This is a genomic window from Aromatoleum aromaticum EbN1, from assembly GCF_000025965.1.
Classification (GTDB): Bacteria; Pseudomonadota; Gammaproteobacteria; order Burkholderiales; family Rhodocyclaceae; genus Aromatoleum; species Aromatoleum aromaticum.
This window is the reverse complement of record NC_006513.1, coordinates 836,851-854,235: the sequence shown is the minus strand read 5'-3', so window position 1 is coordinate 854,235 and position 17,385 is coordinate 836,851. Positions and strand designations below refer to the sequence as shown.

Genomic DNA, 17,385 nt, shown 5'->3' with positions numbered 1-17,385 from the left:
CGTGGGGGCAAAATTCGGGAAAGTCGCAGTGCTGCTCGGCGGCACGTCCGCGGAGCGGGAAGTCTCGCTGATGTCCGGCGGTGCGGTGCTGGCAGCGTTGCAGGCAGCTGGGGTCGACGCACATGGCTTCGACCCGGCGCAGCAGGACCTGCACATCCTCAAGGAGCAGGGCTTCGACCGGGCGTTCATCGCGCTGCATGGCCGCGGCGGCGAGGACGGCACGGTGCAGGGGCTGCTGGAACTGCTGAAGATCCCTTACACCGGCAGCGGCGTGATGGCCTCCGCGCTGGCCATGGACAAATGGCGCACGAAAATGGTGTGGGCCGCATGCGGCCTGCCGACACCGCGCTACGCGATCCTCGCCGGGGATACCGACTGGGAGGCCGTCGTCGCCGAGTTGGGGCTGCCGATCTTCGTCAAGCCGGTGCATGAAGGCTCGAGCATGGGCGCGACGAAAGTCACCGCGGCGAGCCAGCTCAAGGCGGCGTGGGAGCGCGCGGCGCGCTTCGATGACCTCGTGCTGGCCGAGGAATTCATCGTCGGCGCCGAGCTGACGGTGCCTTTCCTCGCCGAGCGTGCGCTGCCGGTGATCCGCATCGAGGCGCCGGGCGGGAAATATGACTATCAGAACAAGTATTTCACCGATGAAACCCGCTACCTGTGCCCAAGCGGCCTGCCCGCCGAACAGGAGCAGGCGCTGCAGGCGCTGGTGATGAAGAGCGCGCGCGCGCTTGGCTGCCGCGGCTGGGGTCGCGCCGATCTGATGCTGACCGGGGACGGCCGGCCGTACCTGCTCGAGATGAACACTTCGCCCGGCATGACCGGCCATTCGCTGGTGCCGATGGCGGCCAAAGCCGTCGGGCTGGACTTCACCGCGCTGTGCCTGGCGATCCTCGAGGACGCGCGTCTTGGCTGACTTCCGTCCCGGCACCGCGTTGCGTCACGGCGGCCTCGGCGGCAACCGGGCGCCGGCACGCGCCCGCGAAAAGGAAGGATTGTGGGACAGGCCGGCGACGCTGAACCTGATTTCGGAGGTGCTGATGCTGTTCGCGGCGGTCGCGCTCGGCTACGCGCTCGTGGTGTGGTTCCTGTCGCGGCCGCTTTTTCCGCTGCGCGAAGTCGTCGTGCTGACGCCGCCGGCACAGGTCACGACAGCGCAACTCGAATACGTCGCGCGCACCGCGATCCGCGGCAATTTTTTCTCGGTCGACCTCGAGCAGGTGCGGGGGGTGTTCGAGAAGCTGCCGTGGGTACGCCGTGCGGAAGTACGGCGGCGCTGGCCGGACGTCCTCGAACTGCGGCTCGAGGAGCACCAGGCGGCGGCGTACTGGACGGTTTCGGAGAGCGGCGAATCGCAGCTCGTGAATCGCTACGGCGAAGTGTTCATCGCCGCCAGCAACGCCGACATCCCGGCTTTCTCGGGCCCGCAGGGCTCGGCGGCATACATCCAGTCGCGGCATCGCGAGTTCGAGCGCGTGCTCGAGCCGCTCGGTCGCCGTCTCGTCAGCCTGGCGCTGTCGGCGCGCCAGGCGTGGCAGTTGCGCCTCGACGACGGCCTGGTCATCGTGCTCGGCCGGGACCATGAAAAGGCCCCGACTGATCAGCGGCTGGCGCGCTTCGTTCATGCGTGGCCGAACGCGCGCGACAGCGTCGGAGTACAGGTTGCGGTAGCGGATCTCCGCTATCCGAGCGGATTCGCGCTCACTCCGGTGGGCGACTTGAAAGCAACGAAAGGCAAGCAATGAGCAAGGAATACAAGGACTTGGTCGTCGGTCTCGATATCGGTACCGCCAAGGTCACCTGCATGGTGGCCGAGTCGCGTCCGGACGGGCGCCTCAATGTCATCGGGCTCGCGACGCAGCCGACCAGCGGTCTCAAACGCGGCGTGGTTGTGAATATCGAGGCCACCGTCGATGCGATCGCGCGCGTGATCCAGGAAGTCGAGCAGATGGCCGAGTGCAAGATCCGCGACGTCTATACCGGGATCGCCGGCAGCCACATCAAGAGCTTCAATTCCAACGGGATGGTCGCGATCAAGGACAAGGAGGTCACGCCGCTGGACGTCGAGCGCGTGATCGAGGTCGCGCGCGCGATGCCGATCCCGGCCGAACAGCAGATCCTGCACATCCTGACGCAGGAGTTCATCATCGACGGCCAGGGCGGCGTGCGCGAGCCGATCGGCATGAGCGGCGTCAAGCTCGAGGTCAAGGTGCATATCGTCACCGGCGCGGTGTCGGCGGCACAGAACGTCATCAAGTGCGTGCGCCGCTGCGGCCTGGAGGTCATGGACCTGATCCTGCAGCCGCTCGCGTCGAGCTACGCGGTGCTGACCGAGGACGAGAAGGACCTCGGTGTGTGCCTCGTCGATATCGGCGGCGGTACGACCGACATCGCCGTCTTCACTCATGGCGCGATCCGCCACACTGCGGTGCTCCCGATCGCCGGTGACCAGGTCACCAACGACATCGCGATGGCACTGCGCACGCCGACCTCCGAAGCCGAGGAGATCAAGATCCGCCACGGCGTCGCGCTGCACACACTCGCCGATCCCGAGGAGATGATCGAAGTGCCCGGCGTCGGCGACCGGCCGCCGCGGCCGCTGTCGCGCCAGCGTCTCGCCGACGTCATCGAGCCGCGGGTCTCCGAACTGTTCGAGCTGGTGCAGGCCGAATTGCGCCGCAGCGGCTACGAGGAGCTGCTGTCGTCGGGGGTCGTGCTGACCGGCGGTTCCTCCATGATGCTGGGCATGGTGGAGCTCGGCGAGGAAGTGTTCCACATGCCGGTGCGCATCGGCTCGCCGCAGTATGCAGGAGGGCTTGCCGACGTCGTGTGCCAGCCGCGCTACGCGAACGCGATGGGGCTGGTGATGGAAGGGTCCGCGCAGCGCCGGCGGGGCATGCTGGCACGTGAAACGCGCAGTGTCCGCCAGGTGTTCGGGCGGATGAAGTCATGGTTCGAGAAGAATTTCTGAGCGGATGGGGAGTCATCCGTCGAATTTGAAGGTGCGCCCGCGTTAACCTGCTATTTAGTTATAAAATTTGCGTTTGACACTAAATGCAGTGGCCGGGAACGCAGTGCGCAAAACGGTTGATATTCAGGAGACGAGGCAAATGATCGAAATCGTTGAGAAGGAACAGACCGGCACGGTGATCAAGGTGATCGGTGTCGGCGGGGCCGGCGGTAACGCTGTCGACCACATGATCCGCGAGAATGTGCAGGGCGTGGAGTTCATCGTTGCCAACACCGACGCCCAGGCGTTGAGCCGCTGCCTCGCGCCGAACAAGATCCAGCTCGGCAGCTCCGGGCTCGGCGCGGGATCGAAACCCGAAGCCGGCCGGGCTGCCGCGCAGGATTCGCGCGATGCCATCGCGGCGGCGCTCGACGGCGCGCACATGTGCTTCATCACCGGCGGCATGGGCGGCGGCACCGGCACCGGTGCCGGCCCGGTGGTCGCCGAGATCGCGAAGGAGATGGGTATCCTGACCGTCGCGGTCGTCACCAAGCCGTTCGACTTCGAAAACCGCCTGCGGGTGGCCGAGAGCGGTATCGAGGAACTGACGCGCTACGTCGATTCCCTGATCATCGTGCTCAACGACAAGCTGCTCGAAGTGTATGGCGACGACGCCGGCTTCGAGGACTGCTTCCGCTCGGCGGACAACGTGCTGCGCAGTGCGGTCGGCGGCATTGCCGAGATCATCAATGTTCCCGGCCTCGTCAACGTCGACTTCCAGGACGTGCGCACCGCGATGGGCGAGATGGGTCGGGCGATGATGGGCTCGGCGGAAGCCGATGGCCTCGATCGGGCGCGCATCGCTGCCGAGCAGGCCGCGGTCAGCCCGCTGCTCGAAGGTACGGAACTGTCGGGCGCGCGCTGCGTGCTGATCAACATCACCGCCAGCCGCTCGCTGAAGATGTCGGAAGTGCGCGATGCAGTGAAAACGGTGCAGGCGTTCGCTGCCCCCGAAGCCTTCGTGAAATACGGCACCGTGTTCGACGAGGCGATGGAAGACCGCGTGCGCGTGACCGTCGTCGCGACCGGCCTCGGCGCGCCACGCACCGGACGCCAGCCAGTGATGCAGGTCGTGCAGGGTACGGGCACTTACGGCGCGCTCGGCGGCAACGTCAACATGGCCAATCTCGACGTCCCGGCGGTGATCCGCCACACCCGGCGCACCACCGTCGAAGCGATGAGTGCAAACGGCATGGGAACTTACGACATCCCGGCTTTCCTGCGCAAGCAGGCCGACTGACGCACCGGCGTTTCGTCCCGTTCGACAGGCGCCCCGTAGACCGCTGCCTCCGGTCGGCGTCAGGGCGCCTGTGGCCTCGCGCTCCCGCCCCAGATTTCCGCCGGAGCGAAACGCTCCTGCCGCGGTCCAATGAACCGTTGCAGGCAGTGCCGCCCGTGGACCCGCCCGGCGCGCAGGGTCCCGGAAGGCGCCGGTTGCCGTGTTAAACTGCTGGCCGGAAACAGGAATAATTCAAAAATGATCAGGCAGCGCACCCTCAAATCGATCGTCAAGGCCACCGGGGTAGGGCTGCACGGGGGACGCAAGGTCCAGCTCGTGCTGCGGCCGGCAGCGCCCGACACGGGGGTCGTCTTTCACCGCGTCGATCTCGATCCGCCGTGCGACCTGCCTGCCGATCCGTATTCCGTGTGCGACACGCGCATGTGCTCCGGACTGGAGCGCAACGGGGCGAAAGTCGGCACCGTAGAGCACCTGATGTCTGCGGTGGCCGGCCTGGGCGTGGACAATCTTCACGTCGACGTCGATGCGCCCGAGCTCCCGATCCTCGACGGCAGCGCCGGCCCGTTCGTGTTTCTGCTGCAGTCGGCAGGCATCGAGGAGCAGAAGGCGCCGAAGCGCTTCCTGCGCGTGAAAAAGGCGGTCGAGTACCGCGAGGACGACAAATGGGTGCGGCTCGAGCCGCACGACGGCTTCCGGCTGACATTCTCGATCGTTTTCAACCACCCGGCGATCGACAAGACCTCGACCAGCGTGACCGTCGATTTTGCCGAACATTCGTACGTGCGCGACGTCGCCCGCGCCCGTACTTTCGGTTTCATGCAGGATGTCGATTCGATGCGCGCCCACGGACTGGCCCTCGGTGGCAGCCTCGATAACGCGATCGTCATGGACGAATACCGCGTGCTCAATTCCGACGGCTTGCGCTACGTCGATGAGTTCGTCAAGCACAAGGTGCTCGACGCGATCGGCGACCTGTATCTGTGCGGCCACCCGCTGCTCGCGGCCTACAGCGCGCACAAGGCGGGGCACGCGCTGAACAACCAGATCCTGCGCGTCCTGCTCGAGGACCGCTCGGCGTGGGAAATCGCCACGTTCGAGCAGCCGGGAATGACTCCCGCCGCGGTGAGTCATCAGTTCGAGCTCGCGCCGGCGACCTGATCACGACGATGCTGGCCATTCGTCTTCTCGCAGTCCTTGCGGCGATCGGCATCGGCGCCTCGCTGATCGCATGGATGCTGACCGGCAATCCTCGTTATCGCCGCTGGGCGTGGAATTTCCTTCGCGCCGGCCTCGTCGTCGTCTTCGTATTCCTCGCGCTGCTCGCGCTCGAGCGGGTGTTCCTGCCGCTCGCGTGAGCGCTTCGCCGGGCCGTCCCAAGAAGCGCTCAGTCCCGCATGGCGGGACCGCGCGTAGCGCGAGGGTGCTCTAACGAGCGCTTCAGCCGGCCCGGCTGCGATCTATCAGTCGCTCCAGCGATTCGCGCAGCGGCGAATCGGCCGGCAGGCTCGATGAAAAATCGGCGAGGCTGCGCCGCCCCGCGTCCGACAGCGTCCGGTCCGGGGCAGGGCGCGGCGCTTCGCGCTCCTCGATCACCTGGACCTTGACCTGGATCGTCCGGATCGGCATGCCGGCCGCACCGAACTGTTCCGCGAGAGTCGGTGCGATCTGCTTGAGCCGCACGGCGACCGCTCCGCCATGGGCCAAGAGCACGAGAGTGTCGTTCTTGACATTGGCGACTGCGCACGCGGACGCCAGGGCCGGGGGAAGATGCTGTTCCAGCACCGCCTGAAGTTTGCGCAGGCGCGCAGCGTGGTCGCGCAAACGTGCGAGCGCGTCGCCGCTGCCGAGAAATCGCTGGATAAGCTGGGTCATGGAAGTGCGCTCGCGATCATTCCCCATGGTAGGTTTCACGCCCTGCGCCTGCAAGCGCCGCAAGGGCGGGACGTGGTCACGCCCTTGCGGCGCAGCGTGACTTGCAATACGGATCGATTCCACCCACATGCTAAACTTGCGCCTTTGCCGAATCGTCCGACCCCACCATCCATGATCTCCGGCCTACTCAAGAAAATTTTCGGCAGTCGCAATGACCGCCTGATCCGCCAGTATTCCCAGACCGTACGTGCGATCAATGCGCTCGAGCCGGAAATCTCCGCGCTGTCGGACGAGGCCTTGCAGGCGAAAACTGCCGACTTCAAGCAGCGGGTCGCGAACGGAGAGTCGCTCGACAGCATCTTGCCGGAAGCGTTCGCCGTCGTGCGCGAGGCCGGCAAGCGGGTCCACGGCATGCGGCACTTCGATGTGCAGCTGATCGGCGGAATGGTGCTGCACAACGGCAAGATTTCGGAAATGCGCACCGGTGAAGGCAAGACGCTCGTCGCGACGCTGCCCGCGTATCTCAACGCGCTGACCGGCAAGGGCGTGCATGTCATCACCGTCAACGACTACCTCGCGAGCCGTGACGCAGACTGGATGGGCCGCATCTACGGTTTTCTCGGCCTCACGACCGGCTGCAACCTGTCACGCATGGGGCATGAGGCGAAGCAGGCCGCGTACGCCTCCGACATCACCTACGGCACGAACAACGAGTTCGGCTTCGACTACCTGCGCGACAACATGGTCTATTCGACCGGCGAGCGGGTGCAGCGCGGGCTGAGCTTCGCCATCGTCGACGAAGTCGATTCGATCCTCATCGACGAGGCGCGCACGCCGCTGATCATCTCGGGGCAGGCCGAAGACCATACCGACCTCTACCTCAAGCTCAACCAGGTCGCGCCGATGCTCGCCGAGCAGGAAGGCGAAGGCGACAACGTCATCAAGCCGGGCGACTACACGCTCGACCTGAAGGCGCGCCAGGTGCTGCTGACCGAACAGGGCCACGAGAACGCCGAGCAGATCCTGACCCGGATGGGCCTGCTTGCCGAAGGCACCAGCCTCTACGACCCGGGCAACATCCTGCTCGTGCATCACCTGTACGCGGCGCTGCGCGCGCATTCGCTGTACCACAAGGACCAGCATTACGTGGTGCAGAACAACGAAGTCGTCATCGTCGACGAGTTCACCGGCCGCCTGATGGCCGGCCGGCGCTGGTCCGACGGCCTGCACCAGGCGGTCGAGGCGAAGGAAAGCGTGCGCATCCAGGCCGAAAACCAGACGCTTGCGTCGATCACCTTCCAGAACTATTTCCGCATGTACGGCAAGCTCGCCGGCATGACCGGTACGGCTGACACCGAAGCGTTCGAATTCCACTCGATCTACGGGCTGGAAACCGTCGTCGTGCCGACGAACCGGGCGATGGTCCGCAAGGACGAGAACGACAAGGTCTATCGCACCGCGAAGGAAAAATGGGACGCGGTGATCGCGGACATCCGCGGATGTGTCGAGCGCGGCCAGCCGGTGCTGGTCGGCACGACGTCGATCGAGATCAACGAGTTCCTGTCGGGCGAGCTGAACCGCGTCGATCTGTCGCACCAGGTGCTGAACGCGAAGCAGCATGAGCACGAAGCGGAGATCGTCGCGCAGGCGGGGCGCCCGGGAGTCATCACGATCGCGACGAACATGGCCGGGCGCGGCACCGACATCGTGCTCGGCGGCAGCATCGAGCGGCAGCTCGCCGCAGTACGCGACGACGAGACGCTGACGCCCGAGCAGAAGGAGGCCCGCACGGCCGCGCTGCGCGAAGAGTGGAAGCCGGTGCACGAGCAGGTGCTCGCCAACGGTGGCCTGCACATCATCGGCACCGAGCGGCACGAGTCGCGCCGCATCGACAACCAGCTGCGCGGCCGCGCCGGACGCCAGGGCGATCCGGGCAGTTCGCGCTTCTACCTGTCGCTCGAAGACCCGCTGATGAAAATCTTCGCCGGCGAACGCCTGAACGCGATCATGGTGCGGCTGAAAATGCCCGAGGGCGAGGCGATCGAGCATGCGATGGTGACGCGCTCGCTCGAATCGGCGCAGCGCAAGGTCGAGCAGCGCAACTTCGACATCCGCAAGCAGCTGCTCGAATACGACGACGTCGCGAACGACCAGCGCAAGGTCATCTATCAGCAACGCAACGAACTGCTCGAAGCCGACGACATCTCGGAGACGATCCGCGCGATGCGCCAGGGCGTGCTGCACGACAGCTTCCGCGTCCACGTGCCGGTCGACAGCGTCGAGGAGCAATGGGACATCGCGGCGCTCGAACAGGCGCTCGCGTCCGAGTTCCAGCTCCGGCTGCCGATCGGCGAATGGCTCAAGGCGGAACCGAATCTCGACGACGAGACGATCCTCAAGCGCCTCCTCGCCGCTGCCGAGGAGCAGTACGCGGTGAAGACCGCGCAGGTCGATCCGGTCGCATGGCACCAGTTCGAGCGCAACGTGATGCTGCAGAGCCTCGACACCCACTGGCGTGAGCACCTGGCGGCGCTCGATCACCTGCGGCAGGGCATCCACCTGCGCGGCTACGCGCAGAAGAATCCCAAGCAGGAATACAAGCGCGAGGCCTTCGAGCTGTTCGAGACCCTGCTCGATACCGTGCGCAACGACGTCTCCAAACTCCTGATGACGGTCCAGGTGCGCACCGAAGCACAGCTCGAGGAGGCGGAAGTGCCCCCCGAGCTCGAGAACGTGCAGTACCAGCATGCCGCTTTCGACGAGGCCCTCGGGGTCGCTACTGCTCCGGAGGCCGCGCAGGCAGCAGCGCCCGCCGGACCGAAAATCGGGCGCAACGATCCGTGCCCGTGCGGATCGGGCAAGAAATACAAGCATTGCCACGGCAAGCTGAGCTGAGATGCGATGCGCGAGGAGTTGCCGGGATTCGCCCCCGGAGCGCTCGCGCAATCGCGTGCCACGACCCGGATTCCGGTTATTCCGGGCATGGCCGATCGTTTTGACCGTGGCCACGGGCGGCCTTCCACCTCGTATCCTGTTCCACGGAGAAAACCATGCCTGTGAATCTGATCGCTGTGCAGCCGTCCGATCTCCTTCCGGTGCCCGGCGTTCGCGTCGGGGTCGCGGAGGCCGGGATCCGCAAGGCCAACCGGCGTGACCTGACGCTGATCGAACTTGCCGCCGGCAGCCGCGTCGCCGGTGTGTTCACCCTCAACCGCTTCTGCGCGGCGCCGGTGCAGCTGTGCAAGCAGCACATCGCCGGCGGCGACGTGCGCGCGCTGGTTATCAATACCGGCGTTGCGAACGCGGGCACCGGCGAACAGGGGTTGGCGGACGCCCACGCGACCTGCGTCGCGGTCGGCCGCACCCTGGGCGTCGCGCCCGAGCAGGTGCTGCCGTTCTCGACCGGCGTGATCCTCGAAGCGCTGCCTGTCGACCGCCTGATCGCCGGGCTGCCCGCGGCGCACGCGGATTTGCGCGAGGACGGCTGGTTCGACGCGGCGCACGCCATCATGACGACCGACACGCTGGCGAAAGCGGTGTCGCGGCAGGTCGAGATCGGCGGTCGCACCGTCACCTTGACCGGCATCAGCAAGGGCGCCGGCATGATCAAGCCGAACATGGCGACGATGCTCGGCTTTCTCGCCTGCGACGCCGCCGTCTCCCAGGCCTTGCTCGATGCGCTGACGAAGGAGGCCGCGGATCTGTCGTTCAACAGCATCACGGTCGATGGCGACACCTCGACCAACGACTCGTTCATCGTCGTCGCCACCGGCCAGGCCGGCAACGCCGAGATCGCCGACCCGCTCGGGTCGGATTTCCACGCGCTGCGCGACGCAGTCATCGACGTGTCGATCCGGCTCGCGCAGGCGATCGTCCGCGACGGCGAAGGCGCGACCAAATTCATGACGATCGCTGTCGAAGGCGGTCTCGACGTCGTTGAATGCCGCAAAGTGGCGTACGCGATCGGCCAGTCGCCGCTCGTCAAGACCGCGTTCTTCGCCTCGGACCCGAACCTCGGCCGCATTCTCGCCGCGATCGGCTATGCCGGCATCCAGGACCTGGACGTCGGAGGCCTACGGGTGTGGCTTGGAACCGCCGCCGAAGAGGTACTTGTCGCCGAACTCGGCGGCCGCGCCCCGACCTACCGCGAGGAGGACGGCGTCCGGGTGATGAAGGAAGCCGAGATCACCGTGCGTGTCGATCTCGGACGGGGCCGTGCACGGGCAACCGTATGGACATGCGATTTTTCGTACGACTACGTGAAGATCAACGCCGACTACCGTAGCTAGCCCGGTTACGTAATGCTGCGGAATGCAGCGTAAGAACAAAAGCCCGGTACTGCCGGGCTTTTTCGTTCCATGCCCTTCCGATTTATTCCGTGTGCTTCCGACTAAAAAGTGAGTAAGGTAGCGAGTAACGAGCAGCGTTACTCTCGTTCGGGTGTGAGTAACGCCCGGATTACTCACTTTTTGGACGGATACGTCATGCTCACCGATGCCAAATGCCGGGCTGTCAAAGCCACGGACAAGACATATCGCGTGGCCGACTCGCATGGGTTGTGCCTCGAGGTAAGGCCTTCCGGGGCGAAGTTCTGGCGCTATCGCTTCCGCCTGGCCGACAAGCAGAACATGCACGCCTTGGGCGAATACCCGGCAATGGGGCTGCAGGATGCGAGGCGGGCGCGCGATGAGGCACGAGAGCTCGTGCGCAAGGGCATCAACCCGTCACACCATCGCGGGCTGGAAAAGGCCGAGCGCATCCTCGCGCTGGGCTCAACGTTCGAGACGGTGACGGCGGAATGGATCGAGCGCAACCGCCCGGACTGGTCGGCAAACTACATTCGGCAGGTTCGCGCCCGAATGGCCGGTGACGTGTTTCCAGAGATCGGGCAGTACCCGATCGCCGACCTCAAAGCGGCGCACGTTCTGGCGATGCTGCGCAAGGTGGAGAAGCGCTCGCCCACACAGGCCGCGCTAGTCAAGACATGGGTGGGCGGGGTGTTCCGCTTCGCCGTGGTCGAGCAGCTGCGCGAGGACGATCCGACGTTTCCGCTCCGTCGCGCTGTGAAACCCACTCAGGTGAATCATCACGCGATCCTGCGCAACGACGAGATCGGCGCCTTCTTGCGGGCGATCGCGGCCGCCCCCGGGGAAGTGACCGTGAAAGAGGCTGTCGGTCTGATGTGGGCGACGGCCTGCCGCATCAATGAGGTGACGGGCGCACGCTGGGCGGGAATCGATCTTGACGCGGGGCTCTGGACGATCCCGCCCGGGCGCATGAAGGCGAAACAGGAGCACGTGGTTACGCTCACCCGGCAAGCCGTCGAGATCCTGCGCCGGGTGCAGGTTCATACCGGCACGCTCGAGCACGTATTCCCCCACCGCTCCGACCGGAAGCGCCCGATGAGCGGGGAGGCGGTTCGCGATCTTTTCCGGCGCGCCGGCTACGCGGGGAAGTTCACGCCGCACGGGGTGCGCGGCACGTTCTCGACCATCGCCAACGGCGCCGGGTGGCGAGCCGATGTCATCGAGCTGTGTCTCGCGCACCAGGAACGCAACCAGATCCGCCGCGCGTACAACCACGCGCAGCTGCTCGACGAGCGGCGCGAGCTCCTGCAGTGGTGGGGTGATCTGTCAGACCAGGCGAAGCGGGGCGGGGCGGGACGGTGGTGGCGTTCAAGCGGGTGGCCGCATGAGCTGGGAGACAGATCTTGCACAGGCGCCATACGATGAGGACGCCGCGGGGCGATTGCTCGTGCACGCGGCTGGATTTCTCGAGCGGGGCGAAGCGTTGCCCGGGGCGCTCGCGCTGCATTTCGCCACCGCGTTCCGGGCAGCCGCGGGGCAGCCGCGCAACTCGGACAAGAAGCACCCTCGTACCAGCACCCTGGGCGAGTTCCTCAGCCTGAAAGCCGGCAACCGCCGCGGCATCGGCAGCCCGGTTGGCCACGCGCTCGCGGCCTCGCTGAGGGTCGGTTCCGCTACGTCGATTTCGAAGGAGCTAGCCTCCGCGTCGGGCCGGTCCAAGCGCGCCGTCGACGCTGCGATTCAAGACGGGAAGGATGAGCTCGAGAAGCTCAGGCGAGACGGGAAAGGCCCCGACGCCTTCCACGCGATGCCGAAGGCGCTGTATCCCGATTGGCTCTAGTTGAGGGTATCTCACGCTTGCCGCCTAAACAGCATGTCAGGCAAGGGCCCCCCTCACTCCCATCGTCCGGAAAATCCGCTATGTCCGCCGGCGCGCGTCCGGGATCGAGCAGGAGGTTTCCCGTGTCCTTAGCCGCCCACCTTCGCCAGTCGGCCGCGCCGACGACTGCAACGACGGAACCCGGCGGCGCGCCGCGCAGTCGTCGCACCCAGCAGAACCGCCGTCAAGTCGAGATCGCGGCACTGGCGGTGCTGGTCGCGCATGAGGGGGAATGGGTCGGCGCCGTCGCTGCGGCCGAGGCGCTGCGGGTAAAGTGGCGCCCCCTTGCCTTCGCCTTTCGCCGCATGGTCGCACGCGGCATCGTGCAGGAGGAAATCGTCACCTATCGCGGTACCGCGCGCACGAAAGAGGAGACGCGGCGCTATCGCTTCGGCGAGGTGACGAGCCGCAACCCGCTGCTGCCGGCCGTGCATGTGCCGCCGCGGGGTGTAGCGCGACGGGTGAGCGGCCGGGCGTCGTGGGGTGGGTGAGGGTAGAAAGAGCGCCACGTTTTTCTCCAGAAAGAACTACGTATGGTTCGGCTTAAGACGTTTCAACATTCCAGAACTGGCCGTCGCTTCCGTTGTCCATCCGCAACACTGAGCTGACGTCATCGGAGTCGGTGGCTATACTCTCAAGTATGGCAAGACCTTCCCGATTGGCCCGCGCTTTGCGGGCCTTGTTGTGGGATGAGTAGTGACCAAATCCGCTCAATCGAAAGCGGAACCGCCCGTGTAGGACGGTGATATGGAGTGAATGCGAATGAACATTAAGCTAAGAGGTCCGGAGGCTGTGCACCAGTTTTGCGACGTGGTGTCAGATAGTTGCACTGCGAACCTCACACTGCTGCGCGCCGTCGATGGCGTCGTCGACTGGCTCACCACTCTTTCCGATGAGGCTCAAACTGCTGCAGCAAAGGCTGAGCGTTTTGCCGACCTGATCTGCAAGGCAGAGCCACAAGACGAGATTGACCCCGATGACATTACGGCCGATACCATTCACAACGCCGAAAATGCCATCGAGCGTCTGATCGAGCAATTTCGTATTCGGCGACAATCAGGGGTCAAAGATCGCGAACTCGGGGGTGAGCACGAGGCCTGCGTCCTTAGCGCTTACGACGAGACCATCGAGGCATTTCAACATCTCCACTCCGCCATGACCGCGCTTCGCTGGGCGATCATGGAGCACGACGCCGACTTGTCACCAGTTAGCGGACCGTTCAGTTCAGTTGAACAAATGCTCTCCCTGCTAAAAGCGGGATGAGGCAGGAGCACCAAAACGGCGGAGTCGTCATCCGCCGCCTTGCCATGACCGGGCGATTTGAGCGTGACTATAAGCGCCTCGATCACGGCCTCCAGGGGAAGGTTGATACTGTGCTCCTCAACCTCACTAAGAATCCCCGGTCTCCCATGCTTCGCTTTGAGAAGTTGGGTGGGTATCGAAGGCCGAGCATCCACACGGTCCACGTCACCCCGAATCATTCGCACAAGCTCTCGTTCGAAATCGACGGGGGTACTGCAATTCTCCGCCGGATCGGCACGCACAAGGAAATCGACGGCGCGCCTTAGCTCTTTTGTGATCGGGCGGAGGTATAGAGCGGGTGAGGGGGTTTTTGAAGGCAGCGATGGCGAATGTGAGTAAGGTTGAGAGTAACAAGGCGGTTTAGCCTGGCTGAAAACGTAGCGTCGTCATCGGGTTGCATATCTGTTGTGTGACTACCGTAGCCCGCCCCGCTGCTCGGGGCGGTCACAGACGAGAACCGCTGGCCGCGCTCGCGGCGCCTCGCTGTGCTCGGCAAATCATCCCTCGCCTGTTGATTTGTGCACGTGTTTCAGCCAGCGGCGAAGCCATAATGACGTTTATCATGCCATCGGCGTGATGCTGATGGCATGATAAATGACGGATGCCCCTCGGACCACGTCGCGGTCCGGGAGCTCGAATGGCTTAGATGATCGCATGAACCTGCAACTGAAAATCTGGCTGGGCGTCGCTGCCGTGATCCTCACGATCATGAGCGCCGATCTGTACCTCGGCTATCGCGGCATCGAAACGCAGGTGCGCGCCGGGCTCGACGAGCACGCGCGCGTCGTGCGGGCGCTGCTGATGGCGACGCGGCGGGTCTATCAGCAGCAGTTCCTCGCCAGCGGCCTGCCCGTTGACGAAAGAACCCTCGGCTTTCTGCCGGCGCATGCGCTGTCGTGCATCTCGGGCGAATTTCCCCGGTGGATCAGCACCGGCTTGTGGTTCAACAACGTCTCCGACCGTCCACGCAATCCCGATAACCGGGCTGACGCGCACGAAATGGCGGCGATGGACTGGTTTCGTCAGCATCCGGCGGTCAGCGAACGCATTGCCGAAATCCGCGACGAGGGCGGGCGGGATGTCTATCACTTCAGCGCGCCGATCTGGCTCGAACCCTATTGCCTGCGCTGCCACGGCGAGCGCGACACCGCGCCCGCGACGATTCGCGACACCTATGAGGAGGCCTACGGTTACAAGGTCGGCGACCTGCGTGGCCTCATGAGCATCAAGCTGCCGATGGACGAGGTGCGGGTTCGCGCGGCGGAGATCTGGTGGCAACAATTCGGCCTGCGCAGCGGAGGCTATGCGCTGCTCCTGGTCCTGCTCGGCGCGCTGCTGCAGCGGCTCGTCGTGCGGCCGTTGCGCGAGTTGCGCACCGTGACGCAGCAAGTCGCGCAGGGTGAGCTGTCGGTCCGCGCCGTCGTATCCGGGCGCGACGAGGTCGCCGAACTGGCGACCAGTTTCAACGACATGGCGGCAGCGCTCGCATGCCACGACGCGCAATACGCCCGGCTGAACCGGATCTACGCGGCGCTCTCGGCGACGAACCAGATGATCGTGCGCGTCGACAGCGAACCCGAGTTGCTGCGGCGCACTTGTCAAATCGCGGTGGAACTTGGCGGGGTGGCGATGGCATGGATCGGACGTCGCGATCCGGATAGCGGCAACCTCGTCCCGGTGGCGCGTTTTGGCGAGGGTGGCGGGTATGTCGATGGGTTGGTGATTCCGCTCGAGCCGTGCGGCCCCGAGTCAGCCGGACCGACTGCCACTGCGTGGCGCAGCAACCAGCCCGTGATCGTCGAGGATTATCTCGCCGAGAGTACGACACGTCCCTGGCATGCGGGGGCGCGCAAATTCGGATGGCGCTCGGCCGCAGCGTTTCCGATCCTGCGCGGCGGGCAGGTGCATCTGGTGCTCAACCTCTACGACACGAACGTCCAGGGGTTCGATGTGAAGATGCGGGATCTGATCACCGAGATGGTGGCCGACATCGGCTACGCGCTCGACCGCATCGACCTGGTCGCCGAGCAGGCGCGCACGAGCGCGGCGCTGCGCGAGAGCGAAGTGAAATACCGCAAAGTGCTCGAAACGTCGCAGGACGGGTTCTGGTTGCTCAACCGCGACTGGCTGCTGACCGAAGTCAACGACGCCTACATCGAGTTTTCGGGCTATCGCCGCGAAGAGCTGGTCGGCATGCACGTCACGCAGCTCGATGCCTCCGACGCTTCGGAAATGGCGCGGCATATCGCATCCGCCGTCGAGGACGGCAACGCCACGTTCGAGACCCGGCACCGCACGAAGTCGGGCGAACTCAAGCCGGTCGAAGTCAGCGTCACGTTCGATGCCGGGCGCGCAGCCTGTTTTTCGCTGTTCGTGCGCGACCTGTCGCGCCGTGACGAGGCGCAGGAGCATATCCGGCGCCTGTCCCATTTCGACACCCTCACCGGGCTGCCCAACAGCAGCCTGTTCGCGGACCTGTTGCGCCAGGCGATCGGGAACGCGCAGCGCAGCGGCGAGTCGCTGAGCGTGATGTATATCGACATCGATCACTTCCAGCATATCAACGACACGCTCGGCCATCGCATCGGCGACAGGCTGCTGGTCGAGATCGCTGGGCGTTTCCGCAACGCGCTGTGCGCGGAAAACACGCTGGCACGTCTCGGCGGAGACGAGTTCCTGATCCTGCTGCCGCATGCGCAGGTCGAGTGCGCCGCCCATGTGGCCGAGAAGCTGATCGTCGCAGCCGCCGATCCGATGCTCATCGAAGATCACGAGATGCTGGTGACGCCGTCGATCGGCATCGCGATGTATCCGGCTGATGGCGAGGACTTCGAGACGCTGCTGCAAAGGGCGGATACCGCGACGAACCGGGCGAAGAGCGACGGGCGCAACACTTACCGGTTCTTTGCCCCGGAGATGCAGCTGCGTTCGGCGCACACGCTGCGGCTCGAGACCGCGCTGCGGCGCGCGCTGGAGCGCAATGAACTGGTGCTGCACTATCAGCCGCAGATAGATCTCGTCGACTTCGGGCGGGTGGCCGGCGTCGAGGCGCTGATCCGCTGGCAACATCCGGAGTTCGGGCTGGTGTCGCCGGCGGAGTTCATTCCGATTGCGGAGAGCACGGGGCTGATCCTGCCGATCGGGGAGTGGGTCATGCAGACTGCGCTCTTGCAACTCAAGGCGTGGCAGCTCGCCGGGCTGCAGCTGGGCCAGGTGGGGGTCAACCTGTCGGCGCACCAGTTCCGCCAGCAGAACCTGCCCGCCACCGTGGCACGCATTCTCGCCGAAGCCGGCCTGCCCGCCAGTTGCCTGGAACTCGAGCTGACCGAAAGCGCGATGATGGACGATCCTGTCGCGGCGGTGGCGATGATGGACGCGCTGCACCGGGATGGCGTGCGCATGTCGATCGATGATTTCGGCACCGGGTATTCGTCGCTCAACTACCTCAAGCGCTTCCGCATCGACAAGCTCAAGATCGACCAGTCGTTCGTGCGCGACCTGACTCAGGACCCCGAAGGCGAAGCCATCGTCGAGGCGATCGTCAGCCTCGCCCGCACGCTGAGGTTCCGCACGATCGCGGAAGGCGTGGAAAAACCGGAACAGCTCGCCTTTCTGCGCGCGAGCGGCTGCCAGGAGGTACAGGGCTACCTGTTCAGCCGGCCGCTGCCGCCCGACGAACTGGCTGTGTGGCTGCGGGCGTGGCGTCCGGAACTGGCGGCGAAATGAATTCGGAATCCCCGAATTTCCTCCCGTCGCGGGTAGCCGGAGGCTTCGC

General features: G+C 65.2%; 14 protein-coding genes. 13 read left to right on the top strand and 1 reads right to left on the bottom strand.

The window, feature by feature from the left end; translation table 11 throughout:
- Window position 1: 1 nt before the first annotated feature.
- From EBN1_RS04075 to EBN1_RS04050, 6 genes are all read left to right on the top strand, one after another.
- On the top strand, window positions 2-916 hold the full coding sequence (locus EBN1_RS04075; protein WP_041646906.1) for a D-alanine--D-alanine ligase: 915 nt from the start codon (window positions 2-4) through the stop codon (window positions 914-916).
- Entirely contained in the window at window positions 909-1,745 is an 837-nt protein-coding gene (locus tag EBN1_RS04070; protein ID WP_041645720.1) for a cell division protein FtsQ/DivIB, read from the top strand. The genes EBN1_RS04075 and EBN1_RS04070 overlap by 8 nt, the downstream gene beginning before the upstream one ends.
- Window positions 1,742-2,971: a cell division protein FtsA gene (ftsA, locus tag EBN1_RS04065; RefSeq protein ID WP_011236639.1), complete on the top strand. Its 1,230-nt coding sequence runs from the start codon at window positions 1,742-1,744 to the stop codon at window positions 2,969-2,971. The genes EBN1_RS04070 and ftsA overlap by 4 nt, the downstream gene beginning before the upstream one ends.
- A gap of 139 nt (window positions 2,972-3,110) precedes the next feature.
- A complete protein-coding gene (gene ftsZ / locus EBN1_RS04060; protein ID WP_011236638.1) occupies window positions 3,111-4,250 on the top strand; it encodes a cell division protein FtsZ in 1,140 nt (379 codons plus the stop codon).
- A 237-nt stretch (window positions 4,251-4,487) separates the two neighbouring features.
- Window positions 4,488-5,408, top strand: a complete 921-nt coding sequence (gene lpxC / locus EBN1_RS04055; RefSeq protein WP_011236637.1) for a UDP-3-O-acyl-N-acetylglucosamine deacetylase — start codon at window positions 4,488-4,490, stop codon at window positions 5,406-5,408.
- An 8-nt stretch (window positions 5,409-5,416) separates the two neighbouring features.
- Complete coding sequence (locus EBN1_RS04050) at window positions 5,417-5,605, top strand: hypothetical protein (RefSeq protein WP_041645719.1); 189 nt, start codon at window positions 5,417-5,419, stop codon at window positions 5,603-5,605.
- Window positions 5,606-5,687: 82 nt separating this feature from the next.
- On the opposite strand, the gene EBN1_RS04045 is transcribed toward EBN1_RS04050, so the two are convergent.
- Window positions 5,688-6,122, bottom strand: a complete 435-nt coding sequence (locus tag EBN1_RS04045) for a DciA family protein (RefSeq protein WP_041646905.1) — start codon at window positions 6,120-6,122, stop codon at window positions 5,688-5,690.
- 171 nt (window positions 6,123-6,293) lie between these two features.
- On the opposite strand from EBN1_RS04045, the gene secA reads away from it, so the two are divergent.
- The 7 genes from secA to EBN1_RS04010 all read left to right on the top strand — a co-directional run bounded on the left by secA (window position 6,294) and on the right by EBN1_RS04010 (window position 17,336).
- Complete coding sequence (gene secA / locus EBN1_RS04040; RefSeq protein ID WP_011236634.1) at window positions 6,294-9,017, top strand: preprotein translocase subunit SecA; 2,724 nt, start codon at window positions 6,294-6,296, stop codon at window positions 9,015-9,017.
- Between the two features lie 155 nt (window positions 9,018-9,172).
- Window positions 9,173-10,411 (top strand): bifunctional glutamate N-acetyltransferase/amino-acid acetyltransferase ArgJ, encoded by a 1,239-nt coding sequence (argJ, locus tag EBN1_RS04035; RefSeq protein ID WP_011236633.1) that lies wholly within the window; start codon window positions 9,173-9,175, stop codon window positions 10,409-10,411.
- A 195-nt stretch (window positions 10,412-10,606) separates the two neighbouring features.
- On the top strand, window positions 10,607-11,854 hold the full coding sequence (locus EBN1_RS04030; protein WP_011236632.1) for a tyrosine-type recombinase/integrase: 1,248 nt from the start codon (window positions 10,607-10,609) through the stop codon (window positions 11,852-11,854).
- Window positions 11,814-12,269 (top strand): hypothetical protein, encoded by a 456-nt coding sequence (locus EBN1_RS04025; protein ID WP_157866571.1) that lies wholly within the window; start codon window positions 11,814-11,816, stop codon window positions 12,267-12,269. Before EBN1_RS04030 ends, EBN1_RS04025 begins: the two co-directional genes overlap by 41 nt.
- A 122-nt stretch (window positions 12,270-12,391) precedes the next feature.
- The gene (locus EBN1_RS04020) at window positions 12,392-12,799 is read left to right on the top strand and encodes a hypothetical protein (RefSeq protein WP_041645714.1); all 408 of its coding nucleotides are present in this window, start codon (window positions 12,392-12,394) and stop codon (window positions 12,797-12,799) included.
- A 271-nt stretch (window positions 12,800-13,070) separates the two neighbouring features.
- On the top strand, window positions 13,071-13,571 hold the full coding sequence (locus EBN1_RS04015) for a hypothetical protein (protein ID WP_011236628.1): 501 nt from the start codon (window positions 13,071-13,073) through the stop codon (window positions 13,569-13,571).
- A gap of 693 nt (window positions 13,572-14,264) precedes the next feature.
- Window positions 14,265-17,336: an EAL domain-containing protein gene (locus tag EBN1_RS04010; protein ID WP_049780170.1), complete on the top strand. Its 3,072-nt coding sequence runs from the start codon at window positions 14,265-14,267 to the stop codon at window positions 17,334-17,336.
- The last annotated feature ends 49 nt before the right edge of the window (window positions 17,337-17,385 follow it).

Excerpts from the sequence above, each read along its gene's own strand:
- argJ (WP_011236633.1), top strand. The coding sequence starts at position 9,173 with ATGCCTGTGAATCTGATCGCTGTGCAGCCGTCCGATCTCCTTCCGGTG.
- lpxC (WP_011236637.1), top strand. The coding sequence starts at position 4,488 with ATGATCAGGCAGCGCACCCTCAAATCGATCGTCAAGGCCACCGGGGTA.
- ftsA (WP_011236639.1), top strand. The coding sequence starts at position 1,742 with ATGAGCAAGGAATACAAGGACTTGGTCGTCGGTCTCGATATCGGTACC.
- EBN1_RS04015 (WP_011236628.1), top strand. The coding sequence starts at position 13,071 with ATGAACATTAAGCTAAGAGGTCCGGAGGCTGTGCACCAGTTTTGCGAC.
- secA (WP_011236634.1), top strand. The coding sequence starts at position 6,294 with ATGATCTCCGGCCTACTCAAGAAAATTTTCGGCAGTCGCAATGACCGC.
- ftsZ (WP_011236638.1), top strand. The coding sequence starts at position 3,111 with ATGATCGAAATCGTTGAGAAGGAACAGACCGGCACGGTGATCAAGGTG.
- EBN1_RS04025 (WP_157866571.1), top strand. The coding sequence starts at position 11,814 with ATGAGCTGGGAGACAGATCTTGCACAGGCGCCATACGATGAGGACGCC.
- EBN1_RS04030 (WP_011236632.1), top strand. The coding sequence starts at position 10,607 with ATGCTCACCGATGCCAAATGCCGGGCTGTCAAAGCCACGGACAAGACA.
- EBN1_RS04045 (WP_041646905.1), bottom strand. The coding sequence starts at position 6,122 with ATGACCCAGCTTATCCAGCGATTTCTCGGCAGCGGCGACGCGCTCGCA.
- EBN1_RS04010 (WP_049780170.1), top strand. The coding sequence starts at position 14,265 with ATGAACCTGCAACTGAAAATCTGGCTGGGCGTCGCTGCCGTGATCCTC.
- EBN1_RS04050 (WP_041645719.1), top strand. The coding sequence starts at position 5,417 with ATGCTGGCCATTCGTCTTCTCGCAGTCCTTGCGGCGATCGGCATCGGC.